Origin of the sequence: Mesorhizobium sp. ORS 3428 (assembly GCF_001854785.1) — a bacterium.
Taxonomy (GTDB): domain Bacteria; phylum Pseudomonadota; class Alphaproteobacteria; order Rhizobiales; family Rhizobiaceae; genus Mesorhizobium.
On sequence record NZ_MDFL01000161.1, the window covers coordinates 1 to 21,304 of the forward strand.

At 64.5% G+C, this 21,304-nt stretch carries 19 protein-coding genes; 9 read left to right on the forward strand and 10 right to left on the reverse strand.

Translation table 11 applies throughout. From position 1 onward, the window contains the following. The 4 genes from ORS3428_RS27980 to ORS3428_RS27995 form a co-directional block, all read right to left on the reverse strand. The coding region (locus ORS3428_RS27980) for a hypothetical protein (RefSeq protein ID WP_201788345.1) at positions 1-1,017 on the reverse strand (1,017 nt) is incomplete at its 3' end. Positions 1,018-1,333: 316 nt separating this feature from the next. Continuing rightward, a complete protein-coding gene (locus ORS3428_RS27985) occupies positions 1,334-2,374 on the reverse strand; it encodes a phosphatidylglycerol lysyltransferase domain-containing protein (protein WP_071101525.1) in 1,041 nt (346 codons plus the stop codon). A gap of 137 nt (positions 2,375-2,511) precedes the next feature. Beyond that, on the reverse strand, positions 2,512-2,955 hold the full coding sequence (locus tag ORS3428_RS27990; RefSeq protein ID WP_071101526.1) for a hypothetical protein: 444 nt from the start codon (positions 2,953-2,955) through the stop codon (positions 2,512-2,514). 183 nt (positions 2,956-3,138) lie between these two features. After that, positions 3,139-3,579: an Lrp/AsnC family transcriptional regulator gene (locus tag ORS3428_RS27995; protein WP_071101527.1), complete on the reverse strand. Its 441-nt coding sequence runs from the start codon at positions 3,577-3,579 to the stop codon at positions 3,139-3,141. A 133-nt stretch (positions 3,580-3,712) separates the two neighbouring features. Here ORS3428_RS27995 and rocF point away from each other — a divergent pair, with 133 nt between their 5' ends. Further along, positions 3,713-4,645, forward strand: a complete 933-nt coding sequence (gene rocF, locus ORS3428_RS28000; protein ID WP_071101528.1) for an arginase — start codon at positions 3,713-3,715, stop codon at positions 4,643-4,645. A gap of 2 nt (positions 4,646-4,647) precedes the next feature. Then, positions 4,648-5,706 carry an ornithine cyclodeaminase gene (locus ORS3428_RS28005; protein ID WP_071101529.1) on the forward strand — a complete coding sequence of 353 codons (1,059 nt, stop codon included), beginning with the start codon at positions 4,648-4,650 and terminating at the stop codon, positions 5,704-5,706. A 343-nt stretch (positions 5,707-6,049) separates the two neighbouring features. Here the strand turns inward: ORS3428_RS28005 and ORS3428_RS28010 are convergent, their stop codons facing one another. Further along, positions 6,050-7,021: an AraC family transcriptional regulator gene (locus tag ORS3428_RS28010; RefSeq protein WP_201788346.1), complete on the reverse strand. Its 972-nt coding sequence runs from the start codon at positions 7,019-7,021 to the stop codon at positions 6,050-6,052. Between the two features lie 199 nt (positions 7,022-7,220). On the opposite strand from ORS3428_RS28010, the gene ORS3428_RS28015 reads away from it, so the two are divergent. Next, positions 7,221-7,589 (forward strand): DsrE family protein, encoded by a 369-nt coding sequence (locus ORS3428_RS28015; RefSeq protein ID WP_071101531.1) that lies wholly within the window; start codon positions 7,221-7,223, stop codon positions 7,587-7,589. 28 nt (positions 7,590-7,617) lie between these two features. After that, entirely contained in the window at positions 7,618-8,394 is a 777-nt protein-coding gene (locus ORS3428_RS28020) for a methyltransferase domain-containing protein (protein WP_071101547.1), read from the forward strand. A gap of 22 nt (positions 8,395-8,416) precedes the next feature. On the opposite strand, the gene ORS3428_RS28025 is transcribed toward ORS3428_RS28020, so the two are convergent. From ORS3428_RS28025 to holA, 4 genes are all read right to left on the reverse strand, one after another. After that, complete coding sequence (locus ORS3428_RS28025) at positions 8,417-9,415, reverse strand: LacI family DNA-binding transcriptional regulator (RefSeq protein ID WP_071101532.1); 999 nt, start codon at positions 9,413-9,415, stop codon at positions 8,417-8,419. A 348-nt stretch (positions 9,416-9,763) separates the two neighbouring features. Then, the gene (locus ORS3428_RS28035) at positions 9,764-10,783 is read right to left on the reverse strand and encodes an LLM class flavin-dependent oxidoreductase (protein WP_071101534.1); all 1,020 of its coding nucleotides are present in this window, start codon (positions 10,781-10,783) and stop codon (positions 9,764-9,766) included. A 259-nt stretch (positions 10,784-11,042) separates the two neighbouring features. Next, entirely contained in the window at positions 11,043-12,536 is a 1,494-nt protein-coding gene (locus ORS3428_RS28040) for an aldehyde dehydrogenase family protein (RefSeq protein ID WP_071101535.1), read from the reverse strand. 74 nt (positions 12,537-12,610) lie between these two features. Then, positions 12,611-13,654, reverse strand: a complete 1,044-nt coding sequence (holA, locus tag ORS3428_RS28045) for a DNA polymerase III subunit delta (RefSeq protein WP_071101536.1) — start codon at positions 13,652-13,654, stop codon at positions 12,611-12,613. Between the two features lie 528 nt (positions 13,655-14,182). Between holA and ORS3428_RS28050 the strand changes: the two genes are divergently transcribed. The 4 genes from ORS3428_RS28050 (at position 14,183) to lpdA (ending at position 19,521) form a co-directional block, all read left to right on the forward strand. After that, the gene (locus ORS3428_RS28050) at positions 14,183-15,415 is read left to right on the forward strand and encodes a 3-methyl-2-oxobutanoate dehydrogenase (2-methylpropanoyl-transferring) subunit alpha (protein ID WP_071101548.1); all 1,233 of its coding nucleotides are present in this window, start codon (positions 14,183-14,185) and stop codon (positions 15,413-15,415) included. Positions 15,416-15,417: 2 nt separating this feature from the next. Then, a complete protein-coding gene (locus ORS3428_RS28055; RefSeq protein ID WP_071101537.1) occupies positions 15,418-16,431 on the forward strand; it encodes an alpha-ketoacid dehydrogenase subunit beta in 1,014 nt (337 codons plus the stop codon). A gap of 13 nt (positions 16,432-16,444) precedes the next feature. Next, positions 16,445-17,770 carry a dihydrolipoamide acetyltransferase family protein gene (locus ORS3428_RS28060; RefSeq protein WP_071101538.1) on the forward strand — a complete coding sequence of 442 codons (1,326 nt, stop codon included), beginning with the start codon at positions 16,445-16,447 and terminating at the stop codon, positions 17,768-17,770. A 353-nt stretch (positions 17,771-18,123) separates the two neighbouring features. Next, complete coding sequence (gene lpdA, locus ORS3428_RS28070) at positions 18,124-19,521, forward strand: dihydrolipoyl dehydrogenase (RefSeq protein WP_071101540.1); 1,398 nt, start codon at positions 18,124-18,126, stop codon at positions 19,519-19,521. 125 nt (positions 19,522-19,646) lie between these two features. On the opposite strand, the gene ORS3428_RS28075 is transcribed toward lpdA, so the two are convergent. Continuing rightward, positions 19,647-20,750, reverse strand: coding sequence for a saccharopine dehydrogenase family protein (locus tag ORS3428_RS28075; protein WP_071101541.1), 1,104 nt, complete (start codon positions 20,748-20,750; stop codon positions 19,647-19,649). Between the two features lie 122 nt (positions 20,751-20,872). Between ORS3428_RS28075 and ORS3428_RS28080 the strand changes: the two genes are divergently transcribed. Beyond that, positions 20,873-21,301, forward strand: coding sequence for an Lrp/AsnC family transcriptional regulator (locus ORS3428_RS28080; RefSeq protein WP_071101549.1), 429 nt, complete (start codon positions 20,873-20,875; stop codon positions 21,299-21,301). The last annotated feature ends 3 nt before the right edge of the window (positions 21,302-21,304 follow it).

Sequence of the window (21,304 nt, forward strand, 5' to 3'; positions counted from 1 at the left end):
GATCGTTGGGACGCCTAACGCTCCAGCCAGATTGGCTCCGGTGTTGCTGATCGTCACCACCATATCCAACGCCGAGACTTGCGCGGCGAAGCGGTCCATATCCGAAAGCTGATCCACCGAAGTATCATGGACGATACGGCCAGGCGCCCAGCGCTCGAACTCGCAGAGTGCCGGGCAAACATCGCCATATTGAAGACTGACAAGACGTCCTGGCAGCTTGCCGAGCAATATTCGCCAATCTTCCAAGGCCGGCAGGTCCTTCTTCCTGTTCAGGCTTCCCCAAGCGAATCCGATCAAGGGACCGGGGCYGCGATCGAGATAGTTGCGGCGCAGTTCGGCGACCAAGGTGCGGTCCGGCTCCAAGGGGACGAAGGGTGCACGTACTTGCGGTTCATCAGGCCAGAAGTACCTCGCCAGCGTCTCTAGGCAAGCAAAGACATTTCCATCTGCCGCCGAAACCTCCTTTTCCCCCTCAATCCTGACATCGAGCGCAGGATAGGTTCTCCGAAGGAGYGGCGCCACTCTTGGCTCGACGTAGACGATGCACCGATCGGCAGCCGCCGCAGCAGGGCCTAGCAGCGACGCGAACTGGAAGAAAACTGCAAGATCGCCTCCGCGACGTTCAACGACAAGCGTGCGGCCCTTGAGATCGCCGCCATCCCACTCCGGCCTGCCCGGTACCCGCTTGCTCGATGCTATCAATTGCCAGGCGCGATTTTCTCCGGTGAGGCGTTTCAGCCCGCGCCCGGCTTCGTCCATGAGACTGGGATCGCCAAGGCCTTCGCCGAGCAGTCCAAGCGCCAGCACATGGTCCCGCGCCGCCTGCCAGTCTCTGCGCCCGACGTTCTTGTCGATCTGCCGAATATGCCATGCGACCGCTTTGTCGGCATGGCGCGAAGGACGCTTAAAGAAATTCCTTGCTCGACCAAAGAGCGTCTGCAGTCGCTTGCTGGCGACGCTTTGCGGTCGAAGGTCGGCGGCCTTTGCTTTGTCGAGGACGGATCGTCTCTTCCGCACGGCCACTCTCAACTATCACCAGCGCGTTGTGAAGGTAGACAGGAGCCCGCTACCGCCCGCTGYAATCCCTGCGGATGCCGTTCGACTCCGACCGGACCGCCTTGGCTTATGAGTCGCCATGCCCCTAACTCTCGTGCGAGTCTTTGACCAAAGCAATTCATCCTTCTCCAAAATTCTCCGAGCACAGGCGGGCTTCTTTGGTACAGGCAGGCACGGACCTTGGCGAACTGGATAACCAGCCCGTAAACGACAGTCACTGGAAAACGCAAGCCTGTCCCTGCTGCTCCGATCTGAACACGCCGGCGGCACAGCGAGGTCAGACAGCCTTTATCAGCCTCAGCAGGCCAAGCATCTCCAGCAGCGAACCCTTGCGGAAGGCGATATAGGTCGGCTCCTCCACGCCGTGGAAGCGGCGCTTGAACGCCGCCTGTCCCTGCAGGTTGAACCTGGTCTGATTGACCCAGGGGGATTGATAGGCGGTCTGAAAGGCATTTCGCCAGAATTCGCTCTCGGAAAAGCCGCTTGGGCCGGTTTCAAGCAGCGGCGACAGGCCGAGGGTGACGACGGACACGCCCTCCTTGCGGAAGCAGTCGAYGGCAAATTTCGTCAAGCCGACCTCCGCATGCGGTGAGGCGTCCACATGCTTGCGCTTGAAGGCCGTCGTGTAGCCGATGACCCGGTCCTGTCTGAACAGAGGATCGAAATCGAGCAGCGCGATCAACTCGTCATCCGGGTTCTTGAGAACGAAGCGGCGCATATGGGCGCCGAGATGGGCGGAAAACGGCCGATTTAGAAAGGCCATCTCCCAGCGCTTGACGACGCGATCGCCGCGCCAGTTCTCGGACAAACGGTTGACTTCGTCGAGGAAGAGACCTTGCGCGTCGACCTCCGCGAAGGCGAACCCCTTCTTGCTGAGCCAGCGCTCCGAATAGCGCACCGTCTCATTGCGCTTGCCCGAGAAATCATGCTCCGGCAACACCAGGCGCGTATCGACGCCGAGCCGGTTTATCCGGTAGCCCAGTTCCGCCAGCACCCGCGCCGTCGCCTCGCTGATCTGCACGAACATCGGACTGCCCGCCGCTTCGACAAACCGGCGGATGTAGTCGGGCCTCTCGGAAGGAGAAGCGACCGGATCGCCAAGGGCAAAATGAAATTGCATCTTGGATCCGTAGGCGACGTAGCCATCTGCGTCGCCGAAGTAATGAAGTCCGTGCTGCACGGCGGTCGAATAGGCGAGCGAGAAATCGCCATAACGGCGCACCATCGCGAGGCGATCGATGAAGGGTATCTTCATGCGCCTGATCTGAGCCGAGCGACTTTTCAGAAAGCGGTCCAGGCGTCGCTGAAGGGAAGGCATGTGTGACGTCCGACTGGAGCTTCGAACCGACTGGCAGGCAAGTTGCGTGACCTCGGCGCTCCACTTCTAACTGACAAATGATGAGGAGAGTAGGGRGCTTTCGCGCAGGCTGACGGAGAGGCAGGCTTGCGGCGCCTCTATCTGGCGGTTCGGTATGTCCCGACGACCATGATGGCATAGTGAAGCAGCAGCGGAACCGTGACGATCAGGCTGAACCTCAAAATGGTCCCGTGCACGAAGCAGCCGCTTCGGCAGAAGTTTTGAATCTCCAGATTCAAATCCTTTGAGAATCCGTACACCACCAATCGCGCGCAAACGATGTCGAAGAGGATCGTCGCGACGAGGACCAAGGCTGTCCTGGCGACAGCGGTGCGGAAGCCTAGAAGAAGGGAGCTCCTCGTCCAATCGTAGTTGAGAAGCTGGACGGCGTGGAGGCCGGTCACGAAGATGGCCAACGCAGCTTCAAGCGCCGTTATCAATGCCGCCGCGGTGAGCGTGATATCGGCATCGAACACCCAGTCCATCACAATTTTGAAATAGACAAATGTCCCAATCCCCCAGCCAATGAGCAGTCCTGCCATCAATTAWCCCCTTGCCGCCCCAATGATATGTGGCGCTTCTAATGAACGGCAAGCAGGACTAAGGTCTTGCGGCCAGTGACCGACTGTCACGCATTTCACAGCCGGCACGCGCTGTGCATGATTTCAAAGGGCGAAGCGTCCATAGGACCACACTCGCCGGGATACGGCTGCCGATGACAGGAGCTACGCGAGYCGGGCCCGGGTCGTGCGCGGCGTCGCGAGCAGAAGGCTGGTCTCGCTGCCGGTTATGCCGGGGATCAGCCGGATGCGCCGCAGCACGGCGTCGAAATCGGTCAGCGACGCGGTGCCGAGCTCGACCACCAGGTCCCAGCGGCCGTTGGTGGTGTGGATGGTCGAAACCTCGGGAAAGCCGCCGAGCGCCCTAATGACGCGGTCCGCGGCATGGCCCTCGATCTCGATCAGCATGACGCCGCGCACCCGCTGGTCCACCGCATCGGCGCGCAGCACCACCGTGTAGCCGATGATCTCGCCCGACCTTTCCAGCCGCTCCATGCGGGCCCTCACCGTTGCGCGCGATACRCCGAGATCGAGCGCAAGATCGGAGACGCTGCGCCGCGCATCATGCCGCAGAAGCGTCACCAGTCTTTCGTCGAGCGCATCCATGCTTGCCCAGTTYGATCAATCTATCTAGCCGTTATGATAGATCACTGTTTTCGAAATGCCAATTTTGCCTGTTCAAACCGCCAGGCCGCAGTGCTTCACTTCCCGCGATCAATCRCAAAGGGCGGAAGGAATCATGCGCTGCAGGATCGTTGGCGCGCCGGTGCAGGACGGTGCGGGCAGGATGGGATGCGAGATGGGCCCGAGCGCGCTGCGCACCGCGGGGCTTGTCTCAGTTCTGTCGGAGCTCGGCCATGAGGTCGAGGACTGGGGCGCGGTGCAGAAGACTGCGGCGCGCGCTCTCGCCCATGGCAATCTCGCTCTGAAGGYGCTGCCGGAGATTTCCGCCTGGACGGCGGCGATTTCCGAGACCGCTTACGCGGCATCGAAGGATGCCATGCCGATCTTTCTCGGCGGCGACCATTCGATCTCCGCCGGCACGGTCTCCGGCGTGGCGCGCCGCGCGGCCGAACATGGCCGGCCGCTCTTCGTGCTGTGGCTCGACGCGCATCCTGATTTCCACACGCTCGACACCACCACCAGCGGCAATCTGCACGGCGTGCCGCTCGCTTATGCCAGCGGCCGGGCGGGCTTTACGGGCTACTTCCCGGACTTGGCCGTCGCCGTCGAGCCTGCCCGCGTCTGTGCCATGGGCCTGCGCAGCGTCGATCCGGCCGAGCGCCGCGCGCTGAAGGAGGCGGGCGTGACCGTGCACGACATGCGCGCCATCGACGAGCACGRCATCGCCCCGCTGCTGCGCGCCTTCTTGAGCCGCGTCGAAAAGGAAAACGGGCTGCTGCATGTCAGTCTCGATGTCGACTTCCTCGACCCCTCGATCGCGCCGGCCGTCGGCACCACGGTGCCTGGCGGCGCCACGTTCCGCGAGGCGCATCTGGTGATGGAGATGCTGTCCGACAGCGGCCTCGTTTCGAGCCTCGACCTGGTCGAACTGAACCCGTTCCTCGACGAGCGCGGCCGCACCGCAATCCTGATGGTCGACCTCACCGCCAGCCTGATGGGCCGGCGCATCATGGACCGGCCGACCCGCAGCCATTCCGGAAGCCTCTGACCATGACCCAGCCTTCCCGCCTTGCCATCGTCCCCTTCGTCAGCGTCGACCGCATGATGAAGCTGGTCCTCGCCGTCGGCGTCGAGCGGTTCCTCATCGAGCTCGCCGCCTATATCGAGGAGGATTTCCGCCGCTGGGAGCTGTTCGACAAGACGCCGCGCGTCGCCTCGCACAGCCATGATGGCGTCATCGAGCTGATGCCGACCAGCGACGGCCGGCTCTACGGCTTCAAATATGTCAACGRCCATCCGAAGAACATGCGCGAGGGCCGCCAGACCGTCACCGCCTTCGGCGTGCTCGCCGATGTCGGCTCCGGCTATCCGATGCTGCTCACCGAGATGACGATCCTGACGGCGCTGCGCACCGCCGCCACCTCCGCGCTTGCGGCCAAATATCTGGCGCCGAAAGGATCGCGCGCCATGGCCATCATCGGCAACGGTGCCCAGTCCGAATTCCAGGCCATCGCCTTCAAGGCATTGCTTGGCATCGACCGGCTGCGGCTCTACGACATCGACCGCCAGGCCTCGGAAAAATGCGCCCGCAACCTTGCCGGCAAGGGCTTCGACATCACCATCTGCGCGACCGGACAGGATGCGGTTGAAGGCGTCGACATCATCACGACGGTAACGGCCGACAAGCAGTACGCCACTATCCTCACCGACAACATGGTGGGTTCCGGCGTTCACATCAACGCGGTCGGCGGCGACTRCCCTGGCAAGACCGAGCTCCATCGCGACATCCTTTTGCGCTCTGACATCTTTGTCGAGTTTCCGCCGCAGACACGCATCGAGGGCGAGATCCAGYAGCTTGACGCCGACCATCCGGTGACCGAGCTGTGGCAGGTGATGACCGGCCAGGCAGAGGGCCGCAAGTCGGCCAAGCAGATCACGCTGTTCGATTCCGTCGGCTTCGCCACCGAGGATTTTTCGGCGCTCCGCTATGTCYGCGACCAGCTCCAGGCCACCGGCCTCTATGAGGAGCTCGACCTGCTCGCCGACCCCGACGAGCCCCGCGACCTGTTCGGCATGCTGCTGAGGGCCGCCATGCAGCCGGCGGCGTGAAGGAGCTTCGTAAGGATTGACGCAGGGCTATCGCAGTTCCGAAAACTTCGCTCTTTGCTTGCCAGGTCAGCGCTGCCCCTCATTGCCCTGCCGGGCATTTCYCCCCGTATAGTGACGGGGAGAAAGGCGCTGTCCTCGACGGTTTCGCCAACCGCCAGCGTCGCAGGACAAGCGCCGAGACCACGGCCAGCCGCCTTCTCCCCGTCACTATACGGGGAGAAGGTGCCGGCAGGCGAATGAGGGTCAGCGCCGCCAGCGTCGGCAATTGGCAACCCAAGCTGCAACCGGCGCGCTGTCCGCCCAGCYCRCCCTTTCRACGGRTGCTGACCGACGGCTATCGCGCCTATTGGGGAGCGGCGGCCGACCTGGTTCGCCAGGCTGCCGGCGCGACGCCGAATTCGCGCTTGAACGCCCGGTTGAATGCGGCTTCGGATTCGTAGCCGGCCTGAAACCCGATCCGTGCCACAGTCTCGTGCGAGCTGCGCAGCTGCTGTGCGGCAAAGCGCAGGCGCTGCCTGCCGAAATAGCACATCGGAGGCTCGCCCATGACGCGTGCGAAGCGTTCGGCAAAAACCGAGCGTGAAAGGCCAAGCTCGCTCGCCAGCTCATCGACCGTCCAGTGATGGTCGCTTTTGGCGTGAAGCAGATTGACGGCCTTTCCGATCACGGGATCGGTGAACCCGGCAAGCCAGCCGCGCTCGTGCGGCTGTATCGACTCGACATAACGGCGCACCGCCTCGATGAACAAGCATTCCGCGAGCTGGGCAAGCAGCGTCAGCGAGCCCTGGCGCCCTGCCGCCATTTCCCGCGCGCCGAACCGAAGCGACGTCTCGATCCAGCCGACGGAATCCGCTTCCGAAACCGCAAGCTTGAGCAGGCTCGGCAAGGCTCTGATCACCGGATCGTTCGGCRCATCGGTGCCGAGGAAGCCGCACATGATGTGTGTGCGTTCGCCGCCACCGCCATATGYGATCCGCGCCAGGCTGCCATTCGCGGGCGGCTCGACGAGCGCCTTGGCGTTGACCGCCTCGACGTTGAGATCGCTGCCAAGTCGATGCCCGTCATTGGCGGGAAAGACGATGATCTCCCCTGCTTCGACTGCAACCGGCTCCTGATTGGCAATCTGGAGGAACACGCGCCCTTCCTTGACATAGTGATAGGCGATCACATGGGCCGGCAAGGGCATCTGAAGCAGGCCGACTTCGTTCGGCCCGATAGCCGACGCGGTGACGCACCAGGGCGCGCTGAATTCGCAATCGAGGAAGATGCCTCCCGAGAGGCGCAGCGTCCGCAACACATCCAGCAACACGTTCACCGCCAGCCCCCAAAAKGATTGACCAAGAGGATCGAGCAACGAATTCGGCGTCGCGGTCATTACCCGCCGACGCCTCGGCCAGTATCATGAAAACTAACATCTTTTTCCGCCGCGCACAGCCGCTTTGCGACCGAAATGAGAGCCGGCAGGCAATGYCGGCCTTCAAGCCCGCACCGCTGAGAACACAAGGAGAGCGAACATGGCACAGTCCGACCGCAACCTCGTGGTGGTCGTCACGCAGGGAGCCGATCACGAGCTGTCTTCCGTCGCCTTCACCATCGCCAACGGCGCAATCACCGCCGGGCTGAAAGTCTCGATATTCCTGACCAGCRCCGCCGTCGATCTGGTCYGCAAGCGGKCCGTCGAGAATCTCGTGGTGCATCCGCTCGAGCCCCTGGCCGCACTGATCAAGGATCTCCTGGCCCGCGGCGGCAATCTGTGGGCCTGCACGCCTTGCGTGAAGGCGCGGGGCTACGAGCAGAATGGTCTGATCGCCGGCGTCGAGATCACTGGTGCGAGCAAGATGCACGAACTGATCAAGGATGGAGCGGCAACGCTCAGTTTTTGAGATGACTTACGGTGCCGGGAGGTTCATGATGACAACTATGGTTGCATTCGATCCGAGCGAGCTGGAAGCCAAGGTCAAGGCGATGTATCGCAGCGTTGCGGAAAACCCGCACGGYGAATTCCATTTCGAGATGGGGCGGGCGCTGGCGGAGCGCATCGGCTATGCGCCGGCGGATCTCGACCGCATTCCCGCCGAGGCGATCGAGTCCTTCGCCGGGGTCGGCTACTATTTCGATCTTGCCGATCCGAAGCCCGGCGAAACGGTCGTCGATCTCGGCAGCGGGTCGGGCATGGATTCCTTCGTTGCCGCCCTTAAGGTCGGGCCCGGCGGCACCGTGATCGGCATCGACATGACGGATGAGCAGCGTTCTAAGGCGGAGCGGCTGCGCGACCGCGACGGCTTTCACAACGTGACCTATGTAGGCGCCTACATAGAAAACGTGCCCCTGCCAGACGCCTCGGCCGACATTGTCATCAGCAACGGCGTGATCAACCTGGCGACGGACAAGAGCGCCGTTTTCCGCGAAGCGTCGCGCCTGCTCAAATCGGGTGGCCGTCTGGCGATTTCCGATATCGTCACCGAAGTGCAGCTGCCCGAGACGATTGTCTGCAACTCGACGCTTTGGGCGGCCTGCATCGGCGGTGCGGCGCAGCAGGACAGCTACCGTTCGCAGATCGCCGCCGCCGGGCTTAACATAGCCAAGGTTCAGGAGAACCCGACCTATCAGTTCATTTCCGACAATGCCCGCAGCGCCAGCAGAAAGTTTGGCGTGAAGAGCATCTCGCTGCTCGCCTTCAAGCCGTGAGCGGCATCGAAACGGCCGTGGTTCAGCGCCGGGGGGCGCAGCTTTCCCGTTCGACCAGAACCGGCGTCAAGACCTCGCGGCGCGACGGTGCCGCCGGCTCGCCAAGGCGCTCGAGCAGCAGGCTTACCGCCCGCGTTCCGATCTTTTCGACCGGCTGGGCGATCGTCGTCAGCGGCGGCCATGTGGTGACCGCATAGGGAATGTCGTCGAAACCGACCAGCGACATGTCGTCGGGAACCCGCAATCCGCGCGAGCGCAGCGCGGTGATGGCACCCATGGCCATCAGGTCGTTGCAGGCGAACACGGCGGTGATCTCCGGCGCCTGTTCCATCAACCGCTCCATCGCCAGGCGGCCGCCGGCGAAATGATAGTCGGAATCGACCACCGATGACGCGGGCAGGTCGAGGCCGGCTTCCCCGAGCGCCCTGGTAAAGCCGCGCAGGCGGGCGGGGCTGGAGCTCGAATCGCGCGGCCCGCCGATGACCCCGATCCGCTCGTGGCCGAGTCCGACCAGATGCCGGCCGGCGAGATAGCCGCCGTGATCGTGGTCGACCAGCACGGAATCGACATGGACGGAATGGATCTCGCGATCGAGYAGCACCGCCGGCAGGGCGGTGGRAAGGTGTGAGAACACCCGCGCATGCTCGGACGAGCCGGCGAAGATCAGCCCGTCGATCTGCTTTGCCATCAGCACCGACAGATAGCGCTCTTCCTTCTCGGCGCTGCCGTCCGAATTGCACAGGATCACCGTATAGCCGGCGACGAATCCCGCATCCTCGATCTGGCGCGCCACGCCTGCAAAGAACGGGTTGGAATTGTCGGGGAGCAAAAGGCCGATGGTCTTGGTCTCGCCGCGCCTCAGGCTCCGCGCCAGCGAATTCGGGCTGTAGCGCAAGGCGGCGATCGCCGCGCGCACGCGCTCGGCCGTCTCCGGCTCGACATGGCGCGTGCGGTTCATCACATGCGAGACCGTGGCGACGGATACCCCCGCATAGCGCGCGACATCGGCAATCGTAGTCATAGGCCTTGGTCTCCGCGGCTCTCCTGACGAATTTTCCGCAACAGCTTCTCCCGATACGCGTCTAGAATGACGGCGAGCCCGATGACAAGGCCGATTGCGAACGCCTTGCAATTGTCGCCGGCACCGAGCAGCGTGCCGATGATCGAGCCCTTGACGCCGCTGAGGCTGGTGGCGCCGACACCTTGCCTATTTTCCCTCCGCCTTCTGATCGTGTGGTAATCGGTTACGTAACCGATTACGCAAGTAGGAGCGGGAAATTGGCAAGTGTCAATATCGTGAGGCCGAGAACACGCGCCCGATGGCGTCTTTGCCATCCGGCGCGGACGGGCCCGTCGAGTTGCCCCAGCGTCACCGCCAGCCAAGCGCCGGCGCGACATGCTTCAGGATCGACTCGATGACATGGGCGTTGTAGTCGACGCCGAGCTGATTGGGCACGGTGAGCAGCAACGTGTCGGCCTCGGCGATCGCCTGATCCTCCTTGAGCTCCTCGATCAGAACGTCCGGCTCGGCAGCATAGGTGCGGCCGAACACGGCGCGCCGCTCCGGCTCGATATAGCCGAAATGATCCTCGCCCTGGCTGCCGCCGAAATAGGCGTGGTCCATGTCGTTGACCAGGGCGAAGATGCTGCGGCTCACCGACACGCGCGGCTGGCGGCTGTGACCTGCGGCATACCAGGCGGCGCGATAGGCGCGGATCTGCTCGGCCTGCTGGATGTGCAGCGGCTCGCCGCTCTCGTCGAACTTGAGGGTCGAGCTCTGCAGGTTCATGCCCAGCTTTGCCGCCCATTCGGCGGTGGCGTTGGTGGCCGCGCCCCACCAGATGCGTTCGCGCAATCCCGCCGAGAACGGCTCTATCCTGAGCAGTCCGGGAGGATTGGGAAACATCGGCCGCGGATTGGGCTGCGCAAAGCCTTCGCCGCGCAACAGATCGAGGAAGATCTCGGCGTGTCGGCGCGCCATGTCGGCGTCGGTCTTGCCCTCTTCCGGCACGTAGCCGAAATAGCGCCAGCCGTCGATCACCTGCTCGGGCGAGCCGCGGCTGATGCCGAGCTGCAGACGCCCGCCGGCGATCAGGTCGGCGGCGCCCGCATCCTCCGCCATGTAGAGCGGATTTTCGTAGCGCATGTCGATGACGGCGGTGCCGAGCTCGATGCGCTTGGTCTTGGCGCCGGCCGCGGCAAGCAGCGGGAAAGGCGAGGCGAGCTGGCGGGCAAAATGGTGGACACGGAAATAAGCGCCGTCGGCGCCGAGCTCCTCTGCCGCGACCGCAAGGTCGATCGACTGCAACAGCGCGTCGGAGCCCGAGCGCGTGCCGGATTGCGGCGAGGGCGACCAATGCCCGAACGAAAGAAATCCGATCTTCTTCATGCTTTCCGTTTACCTGACCTAGAAATTTTCACTGCTCGGATGAGCTTCCGATCAGCGGGCCGCATGCCTTGGAGATCGGCCGCAGCGCCCACCGCTTCGTCATCCTATGGCCTTCGCGACTGAGCTTCGCTCCTGCTTCGCCCTGGGATGACGGCGTTAGGAACGCGGCCGCCAATCCCGAACGTCTGCGATGGTTCGCCGAAACGAACAATTGAATCTTACCTGCCGACAAGCTGCAACCTTTCAAGCCGGAAATCCGTCAGTCGGTGCGGATCCAGACGCCCTTGGTGTTGAGATATTCGTCGAGATGCTCAGCTCCGCCCTCGCGGCCATAGCCGCTCATCTTATAGCCGCCGAAGGGCACGGCGGGGTCGATCGCGTGATAGGTGTTGACCCAGACCGAGCCGGCACGCAGCCGGTTGGCGAGCTGATGCGCCTTGCCGACATCCCGCGTGAACACCCCGGCGCCGAGGCCGTAGGGGGTATCGTTGCCGCGCCGCACCGCCTCGTCCAGCGTCTCGAAAGGCAGCGCCGAGATGATCGGGCCAAAAATCTCCTCGCGCGCGATGCGCATGCCGTCGGTCACACCGGAAAACACGCCGGGCGTGAGGAAGTTCCCGGCGGCCAAGGCGCCTTCGGTGATGCGGGTGCCGCCGGTCACCAGCCGCGCGCCCTCGCGCGCGCCGTCCTCGATGAAACCGGCGACACGTTCGAGCTGCCGCGGCGAGATCAACGGCCCGATCTCCGTCTCGGGATCGGCGCCGTCGCCGATGCGGAGCTTGGCGGCGAAGGCAGCAACCCGCTCAACGAATTCCTCATAGATCGGCCGCTCGACGAAGAGCCGCGACCCGGCAATGCAGATCTGGCCGGAATTGGCGAAGACCGACATGGCCGCGACCGGCACGGCACGTTCGATATCGGCATCGGCCAAGACGATCACCGGAGATTTGCCGCCGAGCTCCAGCGACACCCGCTTCATGTTGGAGGCCGAGGCGCGCAGGATGGCCTGGCCCGTGGCGGTCGAGCCGGTGAAGACGACCTTGTCGACATCCATATGCGCGGCAAGCGGCGCGCCGGCCTCCGCGCCCGTGCCGGTCACGACATTGACAACGCCGGGCGGCACGCCGGCTTCCTGCATCAGGTCGGCGATCAGGAGCGGCGTCAGCGGCGCTTCTTCCGACGGCTTCAGGACGACGGTGCAGCCCGTGGCCAAGGCCGKGCCGATCTTCCAGATCGAGGCCGCGGTGGGCGCATTCCAGGGGATGATCGCGCCGACCACGCCGACCGGCTCCTTGCGCGTGTAGGAGATGATCTCGCCCGGCARCGAATTGCCGATCGTCTGGCCGTGGATCGACGTCGCCATGCCGGCATAGAAGCGTAGCATGCCGAGCACGCGGTTCTTGTTGGCCAAGGTGCGGGTGATCGGCATGCCCATGTCGGTGGTGTCGGAAAGCGCCAGTTCCTCCCAATGGCGCTCCATCACATCGGCGATCTTYAAAAGCAGCAGCTGGCGCTCATAGGGCTTGAAGCGGCTCCACGGCCCTTCGAAGGCGCGCCGCGCAGCAGTGACCGCCAGGTCGATGTCCCTGGAATCGGCTTGCGGAACGGTGCCGATGACCGCGCCGGCGGCGGGATTGCGTGTCTCGAACGTGCGRCCGCTCACCGAATCGCGCCATTCGCCGCCGATCAGCATCTGCCGGCGCCGGCCGTCGATAGGGATGCGCAGGGAAAGGTCTCTCACCGGTGTCGTCATCTCAACATTCCCTATGAGCCGGTGGCGTTATGGCACCGGCCTGCATGCGGGTGCAAGGTTTCGGCTCGCCGGCCCTACCGCTGCCCCAGCCTCGCGCTCTCCACCGCGATGCCGAGCAGCGCCTGGCGCGCCAGCGCTTCGGACAGGTCCGGCCGTTTGCGCGTCTGCAGCACGGCGCCCTGCAGCCGGTTCAGCGCCCGCCCGAGCGCTTCGCTGTTCCAGCGCTCGAGCGTCTTTTCCACCAGCTTGCGGCGCGAGAAGAAGACCGGCGGCCGAGCGGCGGCCACGACCGAGGCGGCGTTGCGGCCGCCGGATTCCATCTGGCCGCGCATGACCTGGATCGCCTGCAGCTGCCGCATCGCCGAGGACAGCACCAGGAAAGGGTGGCCGCCCGACTGGCAGTGACGGGTGAAGGCAACGTCGAAATCGCCGACCTTGCCATCGAGCATGGCGTCGACCGCGTCGTCGAGGGAGGTGCCGGAGACGTCGCCGGACAGCGCATTGACGTCGTCGAGGTCGATCTCCTTCTTGCCGTCGGCATAGAGCACCAGCTTCTCGATCTCGCCGCGCGAGGCGAGCCGGTCGCCGCCGAGATTGCGGCGCAGCACCTGTCGGGCCTCGAGTGTCATCGACATGCCGGCCTTGCGCAGTTCGTCGTCGATCACCGAATCGAGATCCCGGGCCTCGTCGGCATAGCAGGGCAGGGCGATGGCATTGCCGGCGGCCTCGACGATGGCTCTCAAGCCGGTGCCCTTCTTCAGGTCGCCGGCTTCGATGAGGATGATTGCATCCCGCGCCGGCTCGGTCGTCAATGCCTTGACGTCGTCGGCCAGCGCCTTCTGTCCGCTCGCATTGCGCACCCAAAGCAGGCGCCGGTCGGAAAACATCGGCACCGTGCGCGCCTCGTCGAGCAGGCGGCCTTCGTCGCGGTCGACTTCCGCGCCGTCCAGCTTGACCACCGAGAACGGGWCGTCAAGCGGCAGGCCGGTCTTCGCGGCGAAGGTCTTGGCCCGCTCGGCCACGAGGCCGCGGTCCGGGCCGTAAAGCAGGACGATTCCCATGCCAGGATCCGGCCGCGCCAGCCACGAATCGACCTCGTATCCCTTCTTCTGTGCCATGTGGGGTGAGTTAGCACGATGGGAATGCTCGGTGAACTGTGCGTTGTTGCATTGATCCCACCCTACCGGGCGTTGGCGCTGCCCCTCACCTGCCTGCCGGCATCCTCTCCCCGTATAGTGACGGGGAGAGGGTGCTCTCATCGATGGTTTCGCCAATAGCCAGCGTGGCAGGAAGAAGGCCTAGATTGCGGCCGGCCACCTTCTCCCGGTCACTATACGGGGAGAAGGTCCCGGCAGGCGGATGAGGGGCGGCGTCTCCATCGGCAAATACCGAAGCGCTTCCCACCGGTGGGATTTACCGCCTCTTGCGCCTAAACCGCTACAGCCATTCGCCAAATTGCGCAGCGCCTGAAAAGATCGACAAGAAATTTCGCCGCCATATCTGCATCTTGTCGCCGATGTGCCGCATCGGGCTCCACAGGGCAGATGACCGGGGAGGACGGCCGTACCCAGACTCGACGAATTGGCACTGGTCTGGCGGCGCGGATGTGCAAATATCGCACCGGCAACATTGGAGGACGTGAGCTCATGGCCGATGCTGGAATGTTGCGCTTTCACGTGCCCGAGCCCGAGGTTCGACCGGGCGGCACGCCCGACTTTTCGAATGTGACCATCCCCAAGGCTGGCTCGGTACCGCGCCCGGAGATCGATGTCGATCCGCGCACAATCCGCGACATGGCCTTCTCGATCACCCGCGTGCTCAACCGCGCGGGCGAAGCCGTCGGACCCTGGGCCGGGCTGCTTAGCGATGAGGAACTTCTCGAAGGCCTGCGCCACATGATGACGCTGAGGACCTTCGACGCGCGCATGCAGATGGCGCAGCGCCAGGGCAAGACCTCCTTCTATATGCAGCATCTGGGCGAAGAGGCGGTGAGCTGCGCCTTCCGCAAGGCGCTGCAGCCGKGCGACATGAATTTCCCGACCTACCGGCAAGCCGGTCTGCTGATCGCCGACGGCTACCCGATGGTCAAGATGATGAACCAGATCTATTCCAACGAGGCCGATCCGCTGAAGGGCCGGCAGCTGCCGATCATGTACTCCTCGAAGGAGCATGGCTTCTTCTCGATCTCCGGTAATCTGGCAACGCAGTACATCCAGGCTGTCGGCTGGGCGATGGCCGCGGCGATCTCGAAGGATTCGCGCATTGCCGCGGCCTGGATCGGCGACGGTTCGACGGCGGAATCCGATTTCCATGCCGCACTGGTCTTTGCCTCCACCTATAAGGCGCCGGTCGTGCTCAATGTCGTCAACAACCAGTGGGCCATTTCCACTTTCCAGGGCATCGCCCGCGGCGGCTCAGGCACTTTTGCGGCGCGCGGGCTGGGCTTCGGCATCCCCTCGCTGCGCGTCGACGGCAACGACTATCTCRCCGTCCATGCGGTCGCCAAATGGGCGATCGAGCGGGCGCGCCGCAATCTCGGGCCGACGCTGGTCGAATATGTCACCTACCGCGTCGGCGCGCATTCGAGCTCGGACGATCCGTCGGCCTACCGGCCGAAGGCCGAATCGGACGCCTGGCCRCTCGGCGATCCGGTCATCCGGCTGAAGAACCATCTCATCCACAAGGGCGTCTGGTCGGAACAGCGCCATACCCAGGCGGAAGCGGAAATCCTGGAGACCGTGATCGCGGCGCAGAAGGAAGCCGAAAGCCACGGCACGCTGCATGCCGGGGGCAAGCCGTCGACGCGCGACATGTTCGAAGGCGTCTATGCGGAGATGCCGCCACATCTCAGGCGCCAGCGCCAGCAGGCGGGAGTCTGACCATGCCGAGACGCACCATGATCGAGGCGATCCGCGACGCAATGGATGTCGCCATGGCGCGCGACGAGCGCGTCATCGTCTATGGCGAGGATGTCGGCTTCTTCGGCGGCGTCTTCCGCTGCACGCAAGGCCTSCAGGCCAAATACGGCAGGACCCGCTGCTTCGACGCGCCGATCAGCGAATCCGGCATCGTCGGCTCCGCCATCGGCATGGCCGCCTACGGCCTCAGGCCCTGCGTCGAGGTGCAGTTTGCCGACTATGTTTACCCGGCCTACGACCAGATCSTCTCCGAGGCAGCGCGGCTGCGCTACCGTTCCAACAATGATTTCACCTGCCCGATCGTGGTCAGGATGCCGACCGGCGGCGGTATCTTCGGCGGCCAGACGCACAGCCAGAGCCCGGAAGCCTTGTTCACGCATGTCTCCGGCCTGAAGACGGTGGTGCCCTCCAATCCGCATGACGCCAAGGGGCTGCTGATCGCGGCGATCGAGGATCCGGATCCGGTGATCTTCCTCGAGCCGAAGCGGCTCTATAACGGCCCGTTCGACGGCCATCACGACAAGCCGGTGACGCCCTGGTCGAAGCACGAGCTCGGCGAGGTCGCCGACGGYCATTACACGATCCCGCTCGGCAAGGCGGCGATCCGCCGGCCGGGCTCGGCTGTCACCGTGCTCGCCTACGGCACGATGGTCTATGTCGCCGAGGCGGCCGCTGCGGAAACCGGCATCGATGCCGAGATCATCGATTTGAGGACGCTTCTGCCGCTCGATCTCGACACGATCGTCACCTCGGTGAAGAAGACCGGGCGCTGCGTCGTCGTGCATGAGGCGACGCTCACTTCCGGCTTCGGCGCCGAACTGGCCGCGCTGGTGCAGGAAAACTGCTTCTACCATCTGGAGGCCCCGGTGGCGCGGGTCGCCGGCTGGGACACCCCTTATCCGCATGCGCAGGAGTGGGAGTATTTCCCCGGCCCGGCGCGGGTCGGGCGCGCGCTCGTCGAGACCATGGAAGCCTGAGGGAGGCCGCACGATGGGCGAATATGTGATCAAGCTTCCCGATGTCGGCGAAGGCGTCGCCGAGGCCGAGCTTGTCGAATGGCACGTCAGGATCGGCGACCTCGTGCGTGAGGACACGGTGCTTGCGGCCGTCATGACCGACAAGGCGACGGTCGAGATCCCATCGCCGGTCGATGGCGAGATCCTCTGGCTCGGCGCCGAGATCGGCGATACGGTGGCGATCGGTTCGCCGATCGTGCGGCTGAAAGTGGCCGGCGAGGGGAATGTGAAAGCAGACGGCGCAGCCAAGGCCGCGCCGAAAGCTGGAGCACCGGCCGAGCCCACCAAGGCAAAGCCTGAACCAGCACCGGACGCTCTGAAAGCGGCGCCAAAACCGGCAATAGTCCCGGAGCAGACTTCCGTCGCGGCGCCGAAAAGCACGCGCCCGGCGTCCGTCACCGGCGCGCCGCGCCCGGAAGGCGAAAAGCCGCTGGCTTCGCCGGCAGTGCGGCTGCGCGCAAAGGAAGCCGGCATCGATCTCCGCCAGGTCCCGGGCAGCGGTCCGGCTGGGCGCATCAGCCATGAGGACATCGACGCCTTCCTTGCTCGCGGTCCGCAGCTTGCCCGCGCGACCGGCCTCGCTGCCAAGGAGGGCGTCGAGGACATCAAACTCGTCGGCCTGCGGCGCAAGATCGCCGAAAAGATGGCGCTCGCCAAATSGCGCATCCCGCATATCACCTATGTCGAGGAGATCGACGTCACGGCGCTGGAAGAGCTGCGTGCAACGCTCAACAAGGAAAAGGGCGGCGCCAAGGGGACGGAAAGGCCGAAGCTGACGCTGCTGCCCTTCCTGATGCGGGCGATGATCAAAGCGATCGCCGACCAGCCCAATCTCAACGCGCTCTTCGACGACGAAGCCGGCGTGATCCACCAGCATGAAGGCATTCACATCGGCATCGCCGCGCAAACGCCGACCGGGCTGGTGGTGCCGGTGGTCAAGCATGCCGAGGCCCGCGACCTGTGGGATTGCGCCGCCGAGGTCAACCGGCTGGCCGACGCCGCCAAGACCGGCACGGCGACGCGCGACGAGCTTTCAGGCTCGACCATCACCATCACTTCGCTCGGCGCCATGGGCGGCGTGGCGACCACGCCGGTCATCAACTATCCGGAGGTGGCGATTGTCGGCGTCAACAAGATCATGGTGCGGCCGGTGTGGGACGGCACCCAGTTCATTCCGCGCAAGATGATGAACCTGTCCTCCAGCTTCGACCATCGCGTCATCGACGGCTGGGACGCCGCCGTCTTCGTCCAGCGCATCAAGGCGCTGCTTGAGACGCCGGCGCTGATCTTTGTGGATTGAGGGGTGGCTAGAGGAGTTCGCTCTTTGGCTTTGGCATGGTCGCCCTCGACAGGTCCCTGGCTGCGAGGCTGTGCCCTTTGCTATTGGCCGCAGGCTTCCATGCGTTCGTCATCCTCGGGCTTGACCCGAGGATCCATGCCGTGCCCGACGCCGAAGGGTGCGGCGGAGCAAGACCTTGCACCAATGCGGCGCTCCAATGTCACGGCATGGATCCCAGGGTCTTCGCGACGTCGCTTCGCTCCTGCTTCGCCCTGGGATGACGAAGTTCAGGAGGCTGCGGCCAATCGCCAAAATCTGCGATTGATCTCCTCACTTTCGCCGCTGCAATCCCCTTGCTCAGCAACGAGGGCCCCATGAAAGAAATCTCCTGCAAGCTGCTCGTCATCGGTGCCGGGCCGGGCGGCTATGTGTGCGCCATCCGCGCCGGCCAGCTCGGCGTCGATACGGTGATCGTCGAGTTCGGCAAGCCGGGCGGCACCTGTCTCAACGTTGGCTGCATCCCGTCCAAGGCGCTCATCCATGCCGCGGAAGAGTTCGACAGAATAGCGCATATGGCCGGCGGCAAGGACCCGCTCGGCATCAAGGTCGGCGCGCCGATACTCGATCTRGCGCGGACGGTCGCCTGGAAGGACGGCATCGTTAGCCGGCTGAACATGGGCGTCGCAGGACTGTTGAAGAAGRCCAAGGTCAAGACCGTCCAAGGCTGGGCGACGTTCCGCGACGGCAAGACCGTCGAGGTTGAGACCGAGACCGGAAGCCAGGTCATCCGCGCCGAGGCGGTGGTGATCGCTACCGGCTCGGCGCCGGCCGAGTTGCCGTTCCTGCCCTTCGGCGGTCCGGTCATCTCCTCCACCGAGGCGCTGGCGCTGAGCCAAGTGCCGGAGAAGCTCGCGGTCGTCGGCGGCGGCTATATCGGGCTCGAGCTCGGCATGGCCTTCGCCAAGATGGGCGCCAAGGTCACCGTGGTCGAAGCCTTGCCGCGTATCCTGACGCAGTATGATGCGGAACTCTCCCGACCGGTCGTCAAGCGCCTTGGCGAGCTCGGCGTCGAGGTGATGATCGGCGCCAAGGCCAAGGGGCTGTCGACCAAGGGCGACGCGCTGCTGGTCGACACCGCCGAGGGCAAGAACGCCAAGGTCGCCGCCGACAGGATCCTGGTCACGGTCGGCCGCAAGCCGCTGACCGAGGGCTGGGGACTGGAGCAGATCGACCTGGATATGGCGGGCAGGTTCATCCGCATCGACGACCAGTGCCGCACATCGATGCGGGGCATCTATGCCATCGGCGATGTCACCGGCGARCCGATGCTGGCGCATCGTGCCATGGCCCAGGGCGAGATGGTGGCCGAGATCGTCGCCGGCCACAAGAGAAGCTGGGACAAGCGCTCGATCCCGGCGATCTGCTTCACCGATCCGGAGCTCGTCACCGCCGGCCTGTCGCCGGACGAGGCGAAAGCGCTCGCCGGCGAGATCAAGATCGGCCAGTTCCCGTTTGCCGCCAACGGCCGGGCGATGACCAAACAGGGCGAGGACGGTTTCGTCCGTGTCGTGGCGCGCGCCGACAACCACTTGGTGCTCGRCATCCAGGCGGTCGGGCAGGGCGTCTCGGAACTGTCGACCGCTTTCGGCCTGGCGCTCGAAATGGGCGCCCGGCTAGAGGACATCGCCGGCACCATCCACGCCCATCCGACACAGGGCGAAGGCTTCCAAGAAGCGGCGCTGAAGGCGCTGGGCCACGCGCTGCATGTTTGAGGGGCTACCCTCCTCCTTGTGGGGAGGGTCGATCCGCGAAGCGGAGCGGGGTGGGGGTTCTCGTAGGGCGCTGCCCCACCCCGGCGCTGCGCGCCGACCCTCCCCACAAGGGGGRGGGTAGGAGCTCAACTCGCCAGGCGGCTCACCATCTCGTGCTGCGCGTAGGCGCGGCCGAAGCGGTTGGCGAGGAAGGCATCGAGCGCGATGTCTTCCTGCTTGATGAAGCCCTTCGCCGGCAGGCTGCCGTCGGCCAGCATGTCGAGTACGGCGCAGATACCGGAAGCGGTGGTGATCTGAATGGCGCTGCGCACGACCGAGCCGACGCGGTGCGAGTAGATCTTGTTGGCATAGGTCTCCTGCAACAGGCGGCCGTTCCTGCGGCCCGAGACGGTGACGAAGACGATGACCACGTCCTGCAGCGTCGCCGGCAGCGCGCTCTCGAAAATATCCTTGAGCACGTCACGGCGGTGGCGCAGCCCGAGGTCATTGAGCAGCGCCTTCATGATCGCCGCGTGGCCAGGGTAGCGGATGGTGCGGTAGTTCAGCGTGCGCACCTTGCCCTTCAGCGTCTCGGCCAGCGTGCCCAGCCCGCCCGAGGTGTTGAACGCCTCATAGGTGACGCCGTCGAGCGAGAATTCCTCGCGCTCCTCCAGCGGCGGCACTTCGACCAGCTCGCCCTCGACGATCGCCTCGCAGGGCTCGCAATATTCGTTGATGACGCCGTCAGTGCTCCAGGTGAGGTTGTAGTTCAGCGCGTTCGACGGATATTGCGGCAGCGCGCCGACGCGCATGCGCACGCTTTCCRGCGTGTCGAAGCGGCTGGCGAGATCGTTGGCAACGATCGAGATGAAGCCGGGCGCCAGGCCGCATTGCGGGATGAAGGCGCTCTTGGCCTCACGCGCCAGCTCCTTCACCCGGCGGGTGCTGACGACATCTTYGGTGAGGTCGAGATAATGCACGCCGGTGGCGGCGGCTGCCTCGGYGATGCGCGTGGTGAGGTGGAATGGGGCGGCGCTCAGCACCGCGAACTTGCCGGCAAGGACTTTTTCCAGCGCGCCGGGAGCGGCGATGTCAAGCTCCTGTGTCTCGACGCCGGCCGGCAATTCGGCGGCCATGAGTTGCGCGGCCGAGCGATCGACGAGCGTGACGTGGTAGTCGCCCGTGGAGCTCAGCATTTCTGCGATGGTCGAGCCGATCTTGCCGGCGCCGACGACAACGATGTTCTTCATGGATCAATTCCCCTGCCAATTCGAGTTGGCGGGAATCATGGCAGCTTGCCTGTCGAAAGGAAGCGTGGAATCTGRCAAAGTGAAGCCTAAGTTCAGGCAATATGCCGAAGGGATTCGTCACAATGCTCAGCAATGCGGAACAAGCCCTGCTTTCCCTGCTACGCGCCAACGCGCRCGCCTCCACGGCGGAACTGGCAAGAAAGCTCGGCGTGTCGCGCACCACGGTGCAAAGCCRCATCGAGCGGCTGGAACAGCGCGGCATCATCACCGGCTACGGCGTCAGGCTGTCGCCCGACTATGAGCAGGGACTGGTCAAGGCGCATGTGCTGCTCACCGTCACGCCCAAGCTCGCCGACAAGGTGGTGCGCAGCCTCGAAGCGCTGCCGCCGGTCAGGACGCTRCATTCGGTGAGCGGCAATTTCGACATGATCGTCATCGTCGACGCGCCGTCGATCCGCGATCTTGACGCATTGCTCGACGAGATCGGGGCGATGGACGGGGTGGAGCGGACGTCTTCGTCGATCATTCTGTCGACAAGGATTGATCGGTAGCGG

What these genes read in the sequence shown, in the direction of transcription:
- ORS3428_RS27990 (WP_071101526.1), bottom strand. Translation starts at nt 2,955, where the DNA reads ATGGCAGGACTGCTCATTGGCTGGGGGATTGGGACATTTGTCTATTTC.
- ORS3428_RS28035 (WP_071101534.1), bottom strand. Translation starts at nt 10,783, where the DNA reads ATGAAGAAGATCGGATTTCTTTCGTTCGGGCATTGGTCGCCCTCGCCG.